Source organism: Vibrio sp. PNB23_22_6 (assembly GCF_052877535.1).
Genome location: NZ_JBNFXP010000017.1, coordinates 41092 through 60812, shown reverse-complemented (window position 1 = coordinate 60812; position 19721 = coordinate 41092). Strand labels below are relative to the sequence as shown.

Here is a 19721-nt window from a genome sequence, read left to right as displayed (position 1 = left end):
GTCTTTGAACCGCGTTATTGTTGTTTACGTTAATTTAATCTCACTAGCTAAAAAAATAAGCATGATAAGAAAAGCTATTCCGATAATTGCTAGCCTAATTGTTTTTTCTCAAAGCACTTACGCCGATGTGTCCTTAAAAATCAAAGGGCTTGATGGTGCGCTAGAAGACAATGTGACCGCTTACCTTTCCTCGATACCAGAAAAGGATTATTCCACCTCTTTGCGTTTCCAGGCTCGTTTGGAAAAAAGTATCAATGAAGCGCTTAACGCGCTTGGCTATTATCATGCGACAATTTCATACACTAGTACGAAAGAGAATGATGAGTTGATCGTTAATGTCACGCCAGGCAAACCAATCCGTGTGAAAACCATGGATGTGGTGATCTCTGGGGAGGCTAAAACAGATGAAGAATTTATTAATCTTATTGCAAAATCGCCTCTAAAAGTCGGACGAGTGTTAAACCAAGGTCAATACGATAGCCTGAAGTCCGGAATTCGAAATCTAGCGCTGCAACGTGGTTATTTTAATGGTGATTTTACGCTTCATCGCCTTGAAGTGATCCCCGAACTCAATCAAGCCATTGTACGATTGCACTATGACAGTGGTATTCGTTATCACTTTGGCGACTTAGACATTATCGGTAGTCAAATCTGGGAAGAGAGGGTTGCGTCTTTAAGCCCATTCAAAAAGGGTCAGCCTTATTTAGTATCGGAAGTGGGTGAATATAATCAAAACCTATCCAACACAGACTGGTTCTCATCGGTATTTGTTGAGCCCGATCTGAGCAAGCTCAAAGACGGTCGTGACATACCGATAAAGGTCTCCTTAGCGCCGGCCGCTAAGAATCAAATTGAAACCGGTATTGGTTATTCCACGGATATGGGCGTGCGCGGAAGGCTAAAATGGAAAAAACCATGGGTAAGCGCTCGAGGCCATAGCTTCAATACCGCATTGTCACTCTCTAAACCTGAACAAACCATTATCGCGGGTTACAAAATCCCGATGGACGACGTGCTGCGCGAATATTACCAAGTTCAGTTTGGTCTCAAACACCTTGATAACCGTGACACCGAGAGTTTGGAGTCCAACTTGGCTTTTGGGCGGTATTGGCTCACTGATAATGGATGGCATACCGTCTTGTATGTTCGTCATCTATACGAAAACTTCTCTCAGGGCTTGCAAGATGATGGCGTGCAGTTTTTGTTGCCAGGTACAACCCTATCTCGAACTCGAACGCGCGGCGGGAACATGCCAATGTGGGGGGATAAGCAGAGTGTCACGATTGAGTATGGTGATCCTGCTCTGCTATCTGAAACACGAGTATTACGCCTACTCGGAGGAACATCATGGATTCGTAGTCTTGGTGAAAACAACCGTGGACTATTCCGTTTAGAAGGCGGAGCGAACATCACGGATGAATTGGAAAAACTCCCTCCATCGCTGCGTTTCTTCGCTGGTGGTGATAACAGTATTCGTGGTTATGGCTATGAATCGATTTCACCCAAAGATGCCAGTGGCGCATTAACGGGTGCAAAATATATGTTAGCGAGCACATTGGAGTATCAATATCGCGTTTACGGCAATTGGTGGGGAGCGGTGTTTTACGATATTGGTGATGCGTTCAATAAAACCCCAGTGTGGCAATCCGGTGTCGGTGTGGGCGTTCGCTGGGCATCACCTGTCGGTCCGGTGAGTATTGACTTTGCTTGGGGGTTAGATGCCGAGCCCGATCCAGACTTTCGTATCCACTTCTCATTGGGACCTGAACTATGATCAAAGTGATGCTTGAGTGGACGAAATGGTTGTCGTTCGCTCTACTTAGTTTGGTGTTGTTGATCGCGATTTTTATCGCGACCTTGTTGTTTACTCATCCCGGTTTAAAGCTGGCTTTGTGGGGCGCTGAAAAAGTGTTGCCTCAGCTGCAGGTTGAGAAGGTGCAGGGGGCGTTGTTTCCACGTTTTGCTCTGCAGAATATTCACTTTGTTGATGAGTCACTTCATATTGATGCGAAGGTTGAGAGCCTGACTTTAGCGACAAATTTCCGTTGTTTCACCGATCCTAAAGTGTGCGTAGATGAGCTTACGCTGCAAGGTGTGAACTTCCAAATGCCATCGTTGCCTCCGAGTGAAGACGTAGAAGAAGAGACGCCTCCACTGCGTTCGATCAGTACGCCAGTGCCAATTTTTGTTAATAAAGTCAGTTTGAACGACATCAATTTGAACATCTTGGGTAACCAAATTGACTGGCAAGATTTTTCCACTGCGATATCGATGCAGGGCGATCGTTTAGTCATTGCTCCGACAGTATTGAAAGCGATCAATGTTGCGTTGGCTCCGAGTGAAGAAGCGGCGGAAGATAGCACAGTACAAGAGACTGAAACGAAAAAAGATACAGCGGCTAAACCAGAGGCTGAGTCCGAGTCAAAAGACATCCTATTGCCAGAGGTTTGGATCCCTCTGAGCGTGGAAGTGCAGCGCTTGGACATTCATGACTTTAAACTGGCTGGGGAAACGCCCGTTATCGTGCATCATCTCGGCTTAGAAGCCAAAGCAGGCGGGGAGAAAGTCGATGTAAAAACGCTTGAGCTAGATATGCCAGAGGTGGAAGGAACGCTAAGCACACAAGTCACCTTATCTGCCGATTACCCAATCCAGGCACAGGTCGACGCACTTGTGAAGCAAGCGGATGTGAAAGGTCAGAAGCTATCACTTAACGCATCTGGCTCGGTGGGGGCTCTGTCATTGAATGCGACTTTGTCTGACTTGGTTAAGGCGAAAATTCAAGGCGAAGTGCAACCGCTTAAATCAGAATTGCCATTTGATATCAATCTTAAAGACGTTGAAGCGCAATGGCCGCTAAGCGGAAAAAGTGATTACCAAGTCTTGGCGCCGAGCTTGGCCGCTAAAGGATCGTTAAACGGCTATACCGTTGTATTGGAAACTCAAGCCTCAGGTAAAGATATTCCAGCGGTTGATGTCACTTTAAATGGTAAAGGAACGCTAGAGCAAATCGATTTGGACAGCCTAGTGGTGAAAACCTTAGGTGGTGAGCTGTCAGGAAAAGTGATGGCGAACTGGGCGGAAGCGATTAACTGGCAAGCCGACCTCAATTTGAAGCACATTCAGCCGGGCTTGCAATGGAAAGAAGCGGAAGGTGACATCAGTGGTCGTGTATCGACGTCAGGCTCACTGACAGATCAAGGCGGTTGGCAAGTTAGCTTACCTGAGCTAGATATTGACGGTATCTTGCGTGGCTATCCATTGCATGTTGAAGGTCAGCTAGAAGCTTCGGATAAGAATGGTAAAGGTGAAGACATCCAGCTTAACACCCAAGGTTTAGTGCTGTCTCATGGCCCGAACCAATTGCGTGCAAAAGGTAACATTAACAAACAGATACTGATGGATGTTGAGGTTAACTTCCCCGACTTGGCAAAAACGGTACCGGATCTTGGCGGTAATATGAAGGGAGCCGTTGCTTTACGTGGCAGCTTGAAAGAGCCAGAAGCTAATCTCGACCTCGTTCTTAACCAACTGAGTTGGCAGAAGCATGCAACAGTGGAGAACATTACCCTGAAAGGTGATGTTACCCCTATGCCGACCCCAGAAGCGAACTTAAGTTTGGTCGCGAAAAACATCACTTATGATGATGTGAAGCTAGACAGTGCGGATCTTGAATTATCCGGTGATGAGAAGTTGCACCAATTGACCCTTGATGTCGTGTCAGATGTGGTGTCTGCGAGTCTAGAGATCGAAGGCTCCTTTAAACAGAAACCAGAAATGATTTGGGATGGCGCACTTCGCCAGTTAACACTGAGTTCACCACAAGGTCCTTGGAAGCTACAAAAATCGACGGCGGTTACCGTCAATATTGATAAGCAAATCGTAGATGTTCAAGCCCATTGTTGGTTACAAGCGAAGTCTAGTGTTTGTTTGACTGAAGATATCCGTGTTGGTAAAAGCGGTGAAGCTAAGTTGGCTATTACTAACTTTGATTTTGACCAAATCAAACCGTTCTTGCCGACAGAAATTAAGTTGCAAGGTTCCGTGAACGCTAATGCTTTCGCTAAATGGGCGTCGGACAACAAACCGGAAGTGACGCTGAATGTTGAGATGCCAAAAGGTCAGGTGGAACAAACGCTAGAGCAACCAATCCAAATTGGGTGGAACAGCGTGAGTCTTAAAGCGACATTGGCTAAAGATAAACTGGATGCAGAGTGGTTGCTCGATGTGACTGACAACGGTGATTTATCCGGAAAGGTGTCGCTCAATGATGTCTCATCAGAGAACCCGACGATAGGTGGCAAGATATCACTATCAACATTTAATTTGGATTTTCTCTCTCCATTGGTTGGGGAGTACAGTTTATTGAAAGCCAATATGAGTACCGACCTTACACTGTCAGGAGATGTGATGCACCCGCAAGTTAATGGTCAGTTCTTGATTGATCAAATGAAACTGCGAGGCGAAGTGACGCCGATTGATGTTGATTCTGGTCGGGTGGCAATTAACTTTACTGGGCACCAAGCTAGTCTAGATGCAGGCATCATGACTCCTGATGGTAAGCTTGAAATCAATGGTGATGCAGATTGGCGCGACCTTGATAATTGGCACACTAAAGCTCGAGTATTTGCAAAAGAGTTGGAAGTCGATATGCCACCAATGATCAGAATGAAAGTTGAACCGGATATGACCATCAATGTCACACCGAAACTTGCTAAAGTGGATGGGAATATCAATTTGCCATGGGCTCGCATTCTGATTGATGAATTACCGCCAAGTGCGGTTGGTGTATCTAAGGATACGGTCATCTTGAATAAAAACATGCAGCCCGTAGACGGGGATGAAACGTTTCCGTTCAATGTTGAGACAGACATCAATATTAAGATCGGTAATGACTTCCAATTATCGGCGTTTGGTCTCAAGGGGGATTTGCAAGGAGACTTGAGGGTTACTCAAAGAGATAAAGGCCCATCTATTGTTGGTGAAGTGAATATCATCGATGGTTCTTACCGTTCTTTCGGCCAAGATTTGCTGATTGAAGAGGGTAAGATCATTATGAGTGGGCCAGTTGATGAGCCGTATGTATCCATTAAAGCGATTCGTAACCCGGATAATACTCAAGATGGTGTGACGGCAGGAGTTCGTGTGACTGGTCCTGCTAGTGATCCTAAGGTGGAAATTTTTTCTGATCCTCCTATGCCTCAAGCGAATGCACTATCTTATTTATTACGCGGGCAAAATATTGATGCGGAATCGGATGGTAATGCCATGACGACAACCCTCATCGGTTTGAGTTTGGCGAAGAGTGGTCGAGTCGTAGGAGAGATCGGTGAAGCCTTTGGTGTACAGGATTTGCAACTCGATACGGCGGGCTCTGGTGATGATTCACAAGTTACCGTGAGCGGTTATATTCTCCCAGGATTACAGGTGAAGTATGGGGTCGGTATCTTTAATTCTTTGGGTGAGTTCACCATACGTTATCGTTTGATGAAAGATCTGTATATTGAAGCCGTGTCAGGGGTGGATAGTGCGGTCGATCTGCTTTATCAGTTTGAATTTGATTGATCATGGTCTGTGATCATCGCTAAGGAGTGATTATGCAGCAGCTAGTGTTTGTGTATGGAACCTTGCGTAACGGAGAGCGCAACCATCATTTTCTGAGTAACGCGGAGTTCCTAGGGCACCATGAAACGGATGCTCAGTTTGCTTTGTATGATCTTGGTCCGTATCCCGCATTATCAATTGGGCACAAGGCGGTGCAAGGTGAGGTGTACTTGATCGACGACAGCACTCTCATGGCGCTAGATAAGCTGGAAGATGTTCCAGTTGAATATCGCAGAGAGACTATCATTACGCCTTTTGGACAAGCTTGGATCTACTTGTATCAGGATACAGAGCAGTTGAGCGAAGAGGTGGCTTCTGGAGATTGGTGTCAGAGGGTGTGAACGATACTGAGAGCAGTAACGACAGCATGCAGTGGCAACAATACGGTATGCAGCGAGCGGAAGCGGGTGACTCAAAACTCTCCATGCAAGAGCTCAATAAAGGCGACGACTTATATATGGCGTACAGTAATGGCTATGAAAGCGGTCGAGCTAATTACTGCGCACAAGACGCTTTCACGCTCGGTGAAAGCAGGCTTTATTAGCGAGGCATTTGTGACGATTTAGATGATCGATTCCGTCGAGAATACGAATTAGGGCGCACATCTAAAGGCAGCAAACGCTATTCATGAGTGAGGAGTAATGATGAGACTATTTGCGATTGGCGCTATGCTGCTTTTTCTCAACGCTTGTGCGCAAACCACACTACCCAGCTCTGTTAACGCGACAGACTGGCAAGCTTTCGGCAAACAAACGGCACTTAATGGCTCTCTTGAGTTGTCTGAAGAGCGTATTGCCAAGTTAGATGACACTAACCGTGCTACTCCTGAACTTATCATGGCCTACCAAACTGGCTACCAAGAGGGTAAGGAAGAGTATTGTCAGCAAAGTGCTTATATTCTCGGAGTACTAGGCACACCTTACTTAGGCATCTGCGATGATCTAGACCCATTTTTCCAATATGATTATGAATCAGGCAGACGGTCGACGGCCGGTGGGTATTAAACAAAGTTATGACAACGAAAAAGCGCTGCCGATTGGCAGCGCTTTTGTTACCTGATACCTGCGATTATTTTTTTTGAGCACGCTGGTAAGACTCAATAATTTCTGCTTTTGCTGCTTCTACATCAGCCCAGCCATCGACCTTTACCCACTTTCCAGATTCAAGCTCTTTGTAGCGCTCAAAGAAATGTGTGATTTGTGCTTTTAATAGCGCTGGAATATCACCCACGTCTTGAATATGTTCGTATTCTTTGGAAACTTTTGAGTGAGGAACGGCAACCACTTTGGCATCTTCACCTGATTCATCGGTCATTTTCAGCACACCGACCGGGCGGCAACGAATCACCGATCCAGGGATCAATGGATAAGGGGTTGGAACCAATACATCAACAGGGTCACCATCGAGAGAAAGCGTGTCGTTTACGTAACCGTAGTTGCATGGGTAGAACATTGGTGCTGACATGAAGCGATCGACAAATACCGCACCAGACTCTTTATCGACTTCGTACTTGATGGGGTCTGCATTTGCAGGAATTTCGATGACGACATAAATATCGTCAGGAAGGGATTTACCAGCGGGTACGTTGTTTAAGCTCATTTGAATATTCCTTTTCATTGAAGGCTAAGTATAATCTGGCTAATATTTACGCAATTTACTTTAGCGATAAAAACACGGCGGGTAAAGGCCTGCCGTGTTGGGAGTATTCGATCCTCAGCGATAAAATTAGACTTCGTCGCGATTTAGCTCAAGAAATTCTTCGACTTTTCTTACCATATTTTTTGAACCAACGAAGAATGGCACACGTTGGTGAAGTTCGGTTGGCTGTAAATCCAGAATGCGGTTCACGCCATCGGAAGCAATCCCGCCAGCTTGTTCAATTAAGAATGCCATCGGGTTACATTCATAAAGCAGGCGCAGTTTGCCTTGAGGGTGGCTTTGCGTACTAGGGTAAAGGTAAATCCCACCTTTTAATAAATTACGGTGGAAGTCCGCAACCAAAGAACCGATATAGCGAGACGTGTATGGACGCCCATCTTCAGGTTCATTCTCCTGACAGTATTTGATGTATTTTTTAACACCAACAGGGAAGCGAATGTAGTTGCCTTCGTTTATTGAGTAGATCTGACCGTCTTCTGGGATCATCATGTTCTCATGAGACAGGCAGAAACTGCCAATGGATGGATCGTACGTAAACCCGTTTACGCCATTGCCAGTGGTGTAAACCAACATGGTGGATGAACCATAAATCACGTAGCCAGCGGCGACTTGTTTGTGACCAGGTTGCAAGAAATCTTCTTCTGTTGCTGGTGTACCGATAGGGGAAACTCGGCGGTAAATGGAAAAGATGGTACCGACTGACACGTTCACGTCGATGTTTGATGAGCCATCGAGTGGGTCCATTAATACCACGTATTTTGCGTTTTGGTTGAGTTCTCGATTGAAGGCAACCGCTTCATCTTCTTCTTCACTGGCCACGCCACATACTTGGTCGCGAGCTTCAAGCGCCGCTTTGAACTTGTCGTTCGCATAAACATCGAGCTTTTGCTGGGCTTCACCCTGTATGTTTTCTGTACCGACTGCGCCAGTGATATCACCAAGGCCGGCCGCATTGATTTCGCGGTTTACGATTTTGGCAGCCAAACGAATGGAAGCTAAAAGAGATGAGAGATCGCCGCTAGCGTGGGGGAAGTCCACTTGCTTCTCTACGATGAATTCGCCTAAGGTGCGCATTCCTGACATGGTTAATCCTTACTTTTCAATTCAGTGGGGGCTCGCACAATGGGACATCTCTTTATGAATGTTAAACTATTGTGCTAATTGTAAGTTTAATTCGCAGATCTTTTTAATGGTAATGAAGTAACGGTTTGAGATCTCAATTTATTTGTAGAGCTACCCTAGCTTTCATCTCAGAGTTCGCTGACAGTACAGTCTGTATCCAGCCTTGTCAGATTTGTGAAAGGGACTGCAAGAAGAAGGTGAAAGACACTCGCTTTTCTTACAGTTATCACGATAATGAAAGAATTAAAAAACGCATTACAAGGTTACGTTTATGCACATTCATATCTTGGGTATCTGCGGCACGTTTATGGGCGGCGCGGCAATTTTAGCGCGTCAGCTAGGTCATAAAGTGACGGGTTCGGATGCCAATGTTTATCCACCAATGAGTACCCTGCTAGAGTCTCAAGGTATTGAAATAATTGAAGGATTTGACCCTTCTCAACTTGACCCTCAACCCGATCTCGTGGTGATAGGCAACGCGATGAGCCGTGGTAACCCATGTGTTGAGCATGTACTCAACACCAATATTCGTTACACTTCGGGTCCACAGTGGTTGCAAGAGTTTCTATTGCACGATCGTTGGGTTCTGGCGGTATCGGGTACCCATGGTAAAACCACCACTTCAAGCATGTTGGCTTGGATCCTAGAAGATTGCGGTTACCAACCGGGCTTCCTTGTTGGTGGTGTGCTAGGTAACTTTGGCGTGTCGGCTCGCTTGGGTGAAAGCATGTTCTTCGTTGTCGAAGCGGATGAATATGACAGTGCTTTTTTCGATAAACGATCTAAGTTTGTTCATTATCACCCACGCACGCTGATCATGAATAACCTTGAATTCGATCATGCAGACATCTTCGACGATCTAGAGGCGATTAAGCGTCAATTCCATCATTTGGTGCGTACTGTTCCGGGTAACGGTTTGATCTTGGCGCCAAAGCAAGATCCGTCTCTGCAAGAGGTGATCGAGCGCGGTTGTTGGACAGAAAAGCAGTTCTCTGGTGTCGATGGTGATTGGCAAGCACACAAATTGGTTGTCGATGGTTCTAAATTTGAAGTGTCACTGCAAGGCGAGAAAGTAGGCGTCGTGGATTGGGACCTCGTTGGTGACCACAACGTAGATAACGCATTAATGGCGATTGCTGCTGCGCGTCATGTTGGTGTTACTCCTGAGCTTGCTTGTCAGGCGCTTGGTCGCTTTATCAATACGAAACGTCGTTTGGAGCTAAAAGGTGAAGAGCAGGACGTGACGGTTTACGATGATTTTGCTCATCACCCAACAGCGATTGAACTGACGCTGGGCGGTTTACGGAACAAGGTAGGCGAACAGCGTATTCTTGCCGTACTGGAGCCTCGCTCTGCGACCATGAAGCGCGGTGTTCACAAGAATACACTCGCGGCGTCATTGCACAGCGCAGATGAAGTGTTCCTATTCCAACCGGATGACATTGGTTGGTCGGTACAAGACATTGCTGACCAGTGTCAACAATCTGCGTTTGTCGGTACAGAGATGGATAGCTTTGTCGCGAAAATCGTCGAACGAGCACAACCGGGTGACCAAATTCTTGTGATGAGCAATGGTGGCTTTGGTGGCATCCACGGCAAGCTTCTAGAACAACTGAAACAAAAAGCTTAATGACATTTATGCAGCAAAAAGTAACCCCTAAAAAAGCCATCACATTAGCATTAACGGGCGCTTCTGGTGCCCCGTATGGCCTTCGCCTTCTCGAGTGTCTTGTTGCAGCGGATTACCACGTGTATGTGTTGATCTCTTCTGCAGCTCGTGTGGTGATGGCGACTGAGCATGATTTGAAACTACCAAGCGGCCCTGAAGCGGCACAAAAGGCATTAGTAGAACATCTCAACTGCAACCCAGATAATTTAACGATTTGTGGTAAAGATGATTGGTTCTCACCAGTGGCATCAGGCTCCGCAGCGCCGAAACAAATGGTGGTGTGCCCATGTTCAGCGGGTAGCGTCGCGGCGATCGCACACGGTATGTCGGATAACCTGATCGAACGTGCCGCGGATGTGGTGATGAAAGAACGTGGACAGTTGCTGCTTGTGGTGCGTGAAACGCCATTCTCAACCCTACATCTAGAGAACATGCACAAGCTATCGCAGATGGGCGTGACCATCATGCCTGCTGCGCCGGGCTTCTACCATCAACCGAAGAGCATTGAAGACTTGGTTGATTTTATGGTAGCGAGAATTCTTGATCACTTAGGTATTGAACAAGGTTTAGTGCCACGTTGGGGTTATGACCAACGTTGATTGTGTAATCAATCAAAGACCTTTACAATCCATCCAACTCATCGGGGAGCAAACTCATTTGGCATTGAACTCATCAATGCACTTGGGCGCTGAGACCTAATCGCTGAACGTTGTTGAGCAGGAAGGGACCCGTATTACCTGAACCAGATAATGCTGGCGTAGGAATTGAGCCTGGATATTGGAAGTCCTAAATACCTGCCTCAACCCTGTGCCGCTCAACTTTTCGACATGCAAATGGAGAGCGAGCCGTGAAAACCACTCTTAGTCTGATTGCCCTTGCAGCCATCACTTCAACTTCAGCGTTTGCCGCTGAAAACACCCTAACTGTCTATACGTACGACTCTTTCGCTGCCGATTGGGGACCTGGTCCTAACGTCGAAAAGGCATTTGAAGCCAAATGCGGATGCGATGTTAATTTCGTTGCACTGGACGATGGTGTTTCCATTCTTAACCGCCTTCGTTTGGAGGGAAGCAACAGCAAAGCGGATATCGTGTTAGGTTTGGATAATAACCTAATGGCGGAAGCAAAAAAGACTGGCCTGCTGACTGAGCATAACGTTGATACTTCTAAAACCACGCTGCCTAACGGTTGGCAGGATAAAACCTTCGTACCTTATGATTACGGCTACTTTGCTTTTGTGTACAACAAAGATAAGTTAGCAAATCCGCCAAAGAGCATGCAGGAGTTGTTGGAAGAGCGTGATGATCTGAAAGTCATTTACCAAGATCCTCGCACTTCGACGCCGGGCCAAGGCTTGATGTTGTGGATGAAGTCTATCTATGGCGATGACGCCACCCAAGCGTGGAAGCTGCTAGCGAGTAAAACCGTTACCGTTACCAAAGGTTGGTCCGAGGCGTACTCCATGTTCTTGAATGGTGAGTCTGATCTTGTGCTGTCGTATACGACTTCTCCCGCCTACCATTTGATTGCGGAAGACGATGCTAAGTACGCAAGTGCCAACTTTGCTGAAGGTCACTACATGCAAGTGGAAGTGGCGGCCAAGGTAAAAAGCTCACAGAATTCTGAGCTAGCCGATCAGTTCATGAACTTCATTTTGAGTGATGAATTCCAATCGGCAATGCCAACGGGCAACTGGATGTACCCAGTGACTGATGTTGAGCTGCCAAAAGGTTTTGCAACGCTCAGCGTACCAAACAAGTCACTGAGCTTTAGTGCTGATGAAGTTGCAAAAAAGCGTAAGTCCTGGATTCGTGAGTGGCAAAGCGCATTGACGTTTTAATATAGGTTCTACTTTTGAATTCTGTACCGAAAATAGGTTTAGGGGTCGCGATGATTATCACGGCCTTTGTTATTTCTGCCCTAGGTGCTTTGATTATTCAAGCGCCTTCTCTTGATGTGTCGATGGTTTGGAGTGATCCTTACTACCAACATGTCACCAAGTTCAGCTTCTACCAAGCATTTCTCTCTACCGTGTTGAGCGTCGGCTTTGCCATTCCCGTCGCTCACGCACTTTCTCGTCGTGAGTTCTTTGGTAAGTTTCTACTGTTAAAATTGTTTGCTTCCACCTTGGTTCTGCCAGTTTTGGTGGGTGTATTTGGTTTGCTGGCGATTTACGGCAATAGTGGCCTGATTGCAAAAGGACTACAAAGCCTTGATGCTGATCTACCGTTTTCCATCTATGGACTGAACGGTATTTTGCTTGCGCATGTGTTCTTCAATATGCCTTATGCGGCGCGCCTACTTTTGCAGGCATTGGAATCCATTCCTTCAGAGCAACATAAACTGTGTGCACACCTTGGTATGACTCATTGGGACAAATTCCGCTGGGTGGAATGGCCACGTCTAAGGCAACAGTTAGCTCATGTGAGTGGCTTGGTGTTTATGCTGTGTTTTACCAGCTTTGCCACCGTGATGGCATTAGGCGGCGGACCGAAGTCAACGACGATTGAACTTGCCATTTACCAAGCGATTAAGTTCGACTTTGATTTGCAAGCTGGGGCGCTGTTGGCGCTGTGGCAAATGTTGTTATGTGGCTTACTCGCGATTGGCGTACAGAAGTTGACGAAGCCAGTCTCGGTAAGCGCTGGAAGCATATCAGTACAGCAATATTTAACGAAGGATCATGGATGGTCAAAAGCTTGGGATTGCTTTTGGATCATGGCTGCCTTTTTACTTGTCATACCGCCGCTTGTGATGGTCGTATTCAGTGGTATCAACCAACAAGTTTGGTCGGTATTGAGTGATGAACGCTTTTGGTCTGCATTGTGGAATTCACTCAAAGTTGCCGTGTTAGCGAGCTCTCTGGCTGTTGCTGCTGGCGTGTCAATTTTGCTTACTAGCCGACGTTGGCGTTTGCAATACAAGAACAGCCGCGCCGATCAAATTGAACTAATTGGCACCATCATCTTGGTGACGCCTGGATTAGTTATTAGTACTGGATTATTTCTATTGCTACGATCATTTACCGATGTATTCAGCTTAGCATTTTTTGTGGTTATTCTGGTGAATGGTTTAATGGCACTGCCGTATGTGATTAAAACCTTGTCTCAACCGATGTTACACATTGAGCAGCAATACCAGTACGTTTGTGCCAGCCTAGGCATGCGTGGTTGGCAACGTTTTAAAGTGGTGGAGTGGCAAGCATTACGCAAGCCATTTGCTCATGCGTTTGCAATCAGCTTTATGTTTGCGATTGGCGACTTAAGCGCGATTGCTTTGTTTGGTGGACAAGAATTTAGAACCTTGCCGTTGTATCTATTCCAATTGTTAGGCAGTTATCAAATGGAGGCGGCAGCGGTGGTCTCAGTCACGTTGTTATTGCTCAGTGTGGGCTGTTTCGCCGTGATTGAAAAAGTGTTGAAAACGAAGGGGAGAGCGTAATGTTAGTATTGGATGATGTGCAGTATACCTATCAACGTGATCTGTTTTGCTTTGAGCTAGAAATTCAACGTGGACAAATCGTGTCACTGATGGGACCGAGTGGGGCGGGTAAATCAACGTTACTTGCACTGTTGGCTGGGTTCATCAATCCAGACCAAGGCGATATTTTGGTTGATGGTGAGTCCATCGTACGCAAAGAACCGTACCAGCGTCCGTTCTCTATGTTGCTCCAAGAACACAATCTATTCGCTCATCTGTCAGTAAGAGACAACATTGGTTTAGGTCTGCATCCGGGATTAAAGCTCACGGTAGACCAAAAGCTTCTTGTGGAGCAAGCCGCAAAGCAAGTTGGTGTAGCAGAGTATCTTGACCGATTGCCAGAGCACCTTTCTGGCGGTCAGCGTCAGCGTGTGGCACTGGCGCGCTGTTTTGTTCAGCCGCATTCGATGTGGCTTCTTGATGAGCCTTTTTCTGCGTTAGACCCTGTGCTGCGTGAGGAGATGCTAACATTGGTTAAGCAGCTTGCTACTGAGCGTGGCATTACTGTCTTGATGGTGACGCACCACCTAAGTGATGCAAGAGCCATTGCCAGTCATTTTGCTTTTGTTGCTAGTGGTCAGGTAGAAGCATCTGGTGAGATTGCTGAGTTAAATGCACAACATGGCAGTGATGCGTTGAGCATTTTTGTTCGAGCGGCAGGATAAACACTATGATAAGGACGGATAAAAAAGGTTGATGCAAGCATCAACCTTTTGTTTTTAGGTTTGAATGGCTCACGCTAGCCTTGAGGCTTCACAACCATGACGTTGATTGGTGAGTATTCAACGACTTTGCTCGCGACCGAACCAAGCATCACTTTGTTGATTTTAGAGCGCTTGTGGCTTGGCATAATGATAAGGTCAGCACCTAAACGCTCTGCGTAGTCGAGAATGGTTGCGTAAGGTTTCCCTTCTGCAACGTGTACTTTGTAAATCACCTCATCGTCAATGTGTTGGTCAGCAAACGCTTTTAGCTGTTGCTTCACATCTTGCTTCATTTCCGCAGCCGCATCTTTCGGAAAGTAGCTTGCGACCATCGACATGTGGATACCGGGTACGACGGTTAGAAGGTGAACTTCTGCATTGGCTTGTTTTGCTTGCCAAACGGCTAACTCAACCGCACGGTCAGAAAAGCCTTGGTCGTTGAGATCAACAGGAACAAGAATTTGTTTGTACATTCAATGTCTCTCATCACGGCCCCTTGCCTCGGGGCCAAATCAGTTATGCGCTCAGTTGTTCCTTACGAGCACGATGTTTCTGGTTCATAGCAAGTACCAGTAAGAGCAACAAACACGGTACAAATACCCACTCTTTCATTGGGCGATCCGCATTTTGAATGACCGATTTGATCTCCCAATCGAAATCGATACCTGATGATTCAGCAGGGCTACCAAATTCGACCATATCTACGATCATTTTCCCGTCGCTCTCTGTCAGCATCAGTCCCATTGAAGCAATGCGTTCTTCAGCGGTGGTTGCTTTATCATCAAATGGCAGGCGAACGGTTTTCTCAATGTTATCGCCTTCTAAGTTTTGTCCAGCAACACGTAACTCAATGGATTCTCCTACATTCAGGCCCTGTGTGACTTGAATTATCTCAACACCAGGTGAAAGAACTTTCGCTGGATAGAGCATGTCCCACCAAAAACCAGGACGCAGAAATGAGAAAGTCAGTACTAATAATAGAATGGTTTCCCACCATTTGTTTTTTGTCAGCCACCAACCTTGCGTTGCCGCAGAGAAAATCAGCATCGCGATAATGGAAGAGATCACCGTCAGCGCTAAGTGCCACCAAGTATCAATGCCCATTAGCAGCAGTTGTGTGTTAAAGACAAACATGAACGGCAGAATTGCGGTTCGGATATCGTAGGTAAAACCTTGAATACCAGTTCGAATCGGGTCGGATTTCGCTATCGCCGCGGCTGCAAATGCTGCCAAACCCACTGGCGGAGTATCGTCGGCAAGGATACCGAAGTAGAACACGAACAAGTGCACTGCAATCAGTGGGATGATAAGACCATGCGCCGCACCGAGGGTAACGATCACTGGTGCCATTAAAGTAGAAACAACAATGTAGTTTGCTGTTGTAGGCAGACCCATACCAAGAATTAAGCTGATCACGGCGGTAAATAGCAGCATCAGAATTAAGCTACCACCGGAAATAAACTCGACAAAATCGGTCATGACTAAGCCGATACCAGTTAAGGTTACTACGCCAACAACGGTACCAGCTGCCGCAGTCGCCACGCCGATTCCGATCATATTGCGTGCACCGGAAACCAAACTTTGTGCGAGATCGACAAAACCATCTTTGGTTTGCTCAACTAAATCACCTTGTTTTGACAGCACCGCCATCAACGGGCGTTGAGTGAGCAAAATGAAGATCATGAATACCGTAGCCCAGAATGCGGATAGACCTGGTGAAAAACGTTCTACCGTCAAACACCAAACCAATACTACGATAGGCAGTAGGTAGTGTAGACCTGACTTAATAGTAGGACCCGGATCTGGCACTTCTGTTAGCTCGGCATCAATTTCAATCGCACCGTCTTTGATGTGGTTCGCGGAAATCTTCACCAAGCCAACATAAGCAATCAGCAGAGCAACGGTTACGATAGGCGTTGCTGCATCACCGAATACGTCTTTGGTCCAACCGATACCGTAGTAAACCAGAGCGCTGATCACACTCAAGCCCAAAATGGTGCCAGTAAATGACAGTAAGCTCTGTAGCATGGTTGGGTTATGACGGCGAGGAAGGCCAGTCATACCTGCTTTACACGCTTCAAGGTGAACGATGTAAATCAATGCGATGTAAGAGATAAGCGCTGGAAGTAGGGCGGCTTTAATTACTTCAACGTAAGAGATACCTACGTATTCCACCATTAGGAATGCCGCGGCACCCATGATTGGTGGGGTTAACTGGCCATTAGTTGACGCTGCGACTTCTACCGCACCTGCTTTTGTCCCCGGGAAGCCGACACGCTTCATCAGTGGAATGGTAAAGGTACCGGTTGTTACTACGTTGGCGATGGAAGAGCCAGAAACCAGACCAGATAGACCGGATGCGACAACGGCCGCTTTTGCCGGGCCGCCTTTCATGTGACCAAGCAGCGAGAAGGCGACTTTAATGAAGTAAGCGCCTGCGCCAGCTCGTTCTAGCATGGCACCAAACAGGACGAACAAGAACACGAAAGAGGTTGAGACACCCAGTGCAACGCCGAATACACCTTCTGTGGTTAGCCAGAGGTGCGACATCGCTTTGTTTAAGCTTGCGCCTTTATGGGCAATCACATCTGGCATGTATGGACCGGCAAAGGTGTAAGTCAGAAATACCGCAGCAACGACCATCAATGGTGGTCCTAGAGCGCGACGAGTTGCTTCAAGTAACAATGCCATACCTGTTACTGAGACAACGATGTCAACCGTTGTTGGTGCGCCAGAGCGCCCTGCCAACTCAGTGTAGAAAATATAAATGTAAGCCGCAGCAAAGCTGCCTGCTAATGCAAGAATCCAGTCGATGAGTGGAATATGGTCGCGCGGTGAATTTTTCATTGCCGGGTAAGCTGTGAAAGCAAGAAAAGTGGCAAAAGTAAGATGAATTGCACGCGCTTCAGTATCGTTTAGTACGCCAAAATTAAAAATAAATGGCAGCGGAGAGGCATACCATAATTGAAATAGTGACCAACACAGTGGAACAAACCATAAAATTTGTCCCTGCAAACCCGATGGGCTGCGAGCACCTGTGTCTGCCTGAGCCACCATTTCTTGCACATCTTGTGACGGAGTATTATTCGTCGACATGTACTTTTCCTTATTATTGATGGTCATGTCAGTTCTTTGTTTCGAGAACCCCGCTTCGCCTCTATCAGTGTAGTGAATAGAGTGAAGTTTGCTTTCGAGTGTTTTGCTACTTGAGCCAATGCAATCGTTTTTTAAACGGTGGCTAGTAAGCGGTTTTCTTAGGTATGTGAGTGTGCTCCGTCGAGGGAGGAGCGATTTAGAATGCTGGTCGAACGAACTCTACCAGCACACTCATTCAGGCAGAACCCCATCTTTTTCTGCCTGAATGTTGGAGTCAGTAGCTACTTATTAGAGTAGGCCTACTTCTTTGTAGTATTTTTCAGCTCCTGGGTGAAGAGGAATAGAAAGACCTGCTTTCACCATGTCCTCTTTCTTCAGGCTAGCAAATGCAGGGTGTAGGCGTTTGAAGGTGCTGAAGTTCTCGAATACCGCTTTTGCAACGTTGTATGCGACTTCATCTGAAACATCAGAGGTCGTTACCATTGTTGCTGCAACACCAAAGCTGTTTACATCGCCTTCTGTACCGCGGTACATGCCAGCAGGTACTGTGCTGAATGCGTAGTATGGATTGCCTGAAACGATCTCATCGATCTTTTCACCGCTTGCGGAAACAAGTTTCGCATCACAAGAGGTCGTCGCTTCTTTGATGGAACCATTTGGGTGACCAACCATATAGATGAATGCGTCGATCTTGTTGTCACAAAGTGCTTGAGAGCGCTCAGAACCTTTTAGCTCTGATGCAAGCTTGAAGCTGTCATTTGTCCAGCCCATTGCATCCATTACCACGCCCATAGTCGCTCGGTCGCCAGAGCCTGGGTTACCAATGTTGACACGCTTACCTTTTAGGTCTTGAACATTTTCGATGCCAGAATCAGCACGCGCGATGATGTTAAAAGGTTCTGTATGAAGAGAGAACATGGCGCGTAGCTTTTTGTAAGGGCCTTGTTCTGCAAACTTACTCGTACCGTTGTAACCGTGGTATTGCCAATCCGATTGCACGATACCAAAGTCTAATTCGTTAGCACGAATCGTGTTTACGTTGTAAATAGACCCACCAGTTGATTCTACTGAACAGCGAATATTGTGGTCTTTACGACCTTTGTTTACCAGTTTACAAATAGCACCGCCGGTAGGGTAGTAAACACCGGTTACAGAGCCCGTACCGATTGTAATAAACTCTTGAGCGTTAACTGCGCCAGCGCCCATTACTGCTGCGGCAATAGCGCCAACTTTGAGAAGTTTGTTAAATGCCATCAATTTCACTTCCTTATATTCATTATTAACCCAGAAATAACCACGAATGATTTCTGGAGTTTCCTGCTGGGAAACGGCAACCTTTTCGACTGAATAGTTTGAAAAAGTGAACGAATAATAACAAAAAAAAAGCAGAAAATTATCTTATTGTTAAAGCTTATAGCGAATTAACCTAATGTGAATGAGAGTAAAGAGGGCCTGTTACTAGTGTGTAATTTCTTTTATAACAATTGCTTATGAAAAATTGGAGGAGGGTAGCAAAAAAATCAACAGTGTGATCGGTGTCGCATTTTTAGGGGCGGGGAGGAATCAGAACATTAACATAGTGCCAGGACTATAAAATGCTATTTATTTCATAGCCCTAGCGTTAGTTAACCGGCGTACTCAAAAAGTTCGCATACAGACTCAAACAATTGCTCTGTCGAAACAGTTTTTGTTGGTGTGATGAAGATTGTGTCATCGCCAGCAACAACGCCAAGAATGCCTTCTGATTTACCGAGAGAGTCAAGCAAGCGAGCAATCAACTGCGCCGCGCCAGGACCGGTGTGAATAACAACTAATGCTGCATTGTGGTCGACGTCTAAAACCAACTCGCGTAGCGAGCTACTTACCGTCGGTACGCCCAATTCGGCGGGTAGGCAGTAGACCATCTCCATTTTCGCATTGCGAGTTCGCACTGCACCGAATTTGGTTAGCATGCGAGACACTTTGGATTGGTTGATGCTTTCAAAACCTTGCTGCTTTAATGCATCTACGATCTCACCCTGTGAACCAAAGCTCTCTTCTTTTAATAAGGCTTTAAAAGCGCGAACTAAGTTATCTTGTTTCTCTGAATTGCGCATAGTCGTTATGATTCTCTTTTTTTGAAACAGCGATTTTGCATATTCTCGCATAGATATTCACCTAGTACCAAAAAAGTCACAGTATTATGTTAATGTCATCACTGTAAACTTTATATAGGATGAAATACCTTAAATTGCTGGTGCAACAACGAGAACTTTGAGGTCACTGTTGTTTTTTCTACAGAATAAAAGAATAATCAAGCCTTTATTTGTAGCACGCCAGTAGTGAGTTGCGCGAGGTCGCAAAGCTGGCGTTAATTGATTGTAATCAAGTTGTGATTCAGATAATTT

At 46.2% G+C, this 19721-nt stretch carries 16 protein-coding genes; 10 read left to right on the top strand and 6 right to left on the bottom strand.

Going from position 1 to position 19721, the window contains the following annotated elements; translation table 11 throughout:
• Positions 1 to 61: 61 nt before the first annotated feature.
• The 5 genes from tamA to ACVA54_RS13760 all read left to right on the top strand — a co-directional run bounded on the left by tamA (position 62) and on the right by ACVA54_RS13760 (position 6608).
• Positions 62 to 1774: an autotransporter assembly complex protein TamA gene (gene tamA / locus ACVA54_RS13780; RefSeq protein ID WP_099080007.1), complete on the top strand. Its 1713-nt coding sequence runs from the start codon at positions 62 to 64 to the stop codon at positions 1772 to 1774.
• Complete coding sequence (gene tamB / locus ACVA54_RS13775; RefSeq protein ID WP_446649698.1) at positions 1771 to 5565, top strand: autotransporter assembly complex protein TamB; 3795 nt, start codon at positions 1771 to 1773, stop codon at positions 5563 to 5565. The genes tamA and tamB overlap by 4 nt, the downstream gene beginning before the upstream one ends.
• A 32-nt stretch (positions 5566 to 5597) precedes the next feature.
• Positions 5598 to 5945 (top strand): gamma-glutamylcyclotransferase family protein, encoded by a 348-nt coding sequence (locus ACVA54_RS13770; RefSeq protein ID WP_099079957.1) that lies wholly within the window; start codon positions 5598 to 5600, stop codon positions 5943 to 5945.
• Positions 5942 to 6148, top strand: a complete 207-nt coding sequence (locus ACVA54_RS13765) for a DUF2799 domain-containing protein (RefSeq protein ID WP_253252695.1) — start codon at positions 5942 to 5944, stop codon at positions 6146 to 6148. Before ACVA54_RS13770 ends, ACVA54_RS13765 begins: the two co-directional genes overlap by 4 nt.
• 100 nt (positions 6149 to 6248) lie before the next feature.
• The gene (locus ACVA54_RS13760) at positions 6249 to 6608 is read left to right on the top strand and encodes a DUF2799 domain-containing protein (protein WP_099079956.1); all 360 of its coding nucleotides are present in this window, start codon (positions 6249 to 6251) and stop codon (positions 6606 to 6608) included.
• A gap of 64 nt (positions 6609 to 6672) precedes the next feature.
• Here ACVA54_RS13760 and ppa read toward each other — a convergent pair whose 3' ends face one another.
• Complete coding sequence (gene ppa / locus ACVA54_RS13755; protein WP_099079955.1) at positions 6673 to 7203, bottom strand: inorganic diphosphatase; 531 nt, start codon at positions 7201 to 7203, stop codon at positions 6673 to 6675.
• Between the two features lie 126 nt (positions 7204 to 7329).
• Positions 7330 to 8346, bottom strand: a complete 1017-nt coding sequence (fbp, locus tag ACVA54_RS13750; protein WP_099079954.1) for a class 1 fructose-bisphosphatase — start codon at positions 8344 to 8346, stop codon at positions 7330 to 7332.
• A 310-nt stretch (positions 8347 to 8656) separates the two neighbouring features.
• Here fbp and mpl point away from each other — a divergent pair, with 310 nt between their 5' ends.
• The 5 genes from mpl to thiQ all read left to right on the top strand — a co-directional run bounded on the left by mpl (position 8657) and on the right by thiQ (position 14199).
• Complete coding sequence (gene mpl, locus ACVA54_RS13745) at positions 8657 to 10015, top strand: UDP-N-acetylmuramate:L-alanyl-gamma-D-glutamyl-meso-diaminopimelate ligase (protein WP_099079953.1); 1359 nt, start codon at positions 8657 to 8659, stop codon at positions 10013 to 10015.
• Positions 10015 to 10653: a flavin prenyltransferase UbiX gene (locus ACVA54_RS13740; protein ID WP_172438143.1), complete on the top strand. Its 639-nt coding sequence runs from the start codon at positions 10015 to 10017 to the stop codon at positions 10651 to 10653. The genes mpl and ACVA54_RS13740 overlap by 1 nt, the downstream gene beginning before the upstream one ends.
• Before the next feature lie 248 nt (positions 10654 to 10901).
• The gene (thiB, locus tag ACVA54_RS13735) at positions 10902 to 11894 is read left to right on the top strand and encodes a thiamine ABC transporter substrate binding subunit (protein ID WP_099079952.1); all 993 of its coding nucleotides are present in this window, start codon (positions 10902 to 10904) and stop codon (positions 11892 to 11894) included.
• A 14-nt stretch (positions 11895 to 11908) separates the two neighbouring features.
• Positions 11909 to 13495, top strand: a complete 1587-nt coding sequence (thiP, locus tag ACVA54_RS13730) for a thiamine/thiamine pyrophosphate ABC transporter permease ThiP (protein ID WP_119464024.1) — start codon at positions 11909 to 11911, stop codon at positions 13493 to 13495.
• Positions 13495 to 14199 (top strand): thiamine ABC transporter ATP-binding protein, encoded by a 705-nt coding sequence (gene thiQ / locus ACVA54_RS13725; protein ID WP_099079950.1) that lies wholly within the window; start codon positions 13495 to 13497, stop codon positions 14197 to 14199. The genes thiP and thiQ overlap by 1 nt, the downstream gene beginning before the upstream one ends.
• Positions 14200 to 14273: 74 nt before the next feature.
• On the opposite strand, the gene ACVA54_RS13720 is transcribed toward thiQ, so the two are convergent.
• From ACVA54_RS13720 to argR, 4 genes are all read right to left on the bottom strand, one after another.
• Entirely contained in the window at positions 14274 to 14711 is a 438-nt protein-coding gene (locus ACVA54_RS13720) for a universal stress protein (protein WP_099079949.1), read from the bottom strand.
• Between the two features lie 43 nt (positions 14712 to 14754).
• Positions 14755 to 17334 (bottom strand): TRAP transporter permease, encoded by a 2580-nt coding sequence (locus ACVA54_RS13715; RefSeq protein ID WP_119464025.1) that lies wholly within the window; start codon positions 17332 to 17334, stop codon positions 14755 to 14757.
• 288 nt (positions 17335 to 17622) lie between these two features.
• Positions 17623 to 18588: a TAXI family TRAP transporter solute-binding subunit gene (locus ACVA54_RS13710; RefSeq protein ID WP_099079947.1), complete on the bottom strand. Its 966-nt coding sequence runs from the start codon at positions 18586 to 18588 to the stop codon at positions 17623 to 17625.
• Between the two features lie 371 nt (positions 18589 to 18959).
• On the bottom strand, positions 18960 to 19430 hold the full coding sequence (gene argR / locus ACVA54_RS13705) for a transcriptional regulator ArgR (protein ID WP_099079945.1): 471 nt from the start codon (positions 19428 to 19430) through the stop codon (positions 18960 to 18962).
• Positions 19431 to 19721 lie beyond the last annotated feature (291 nt).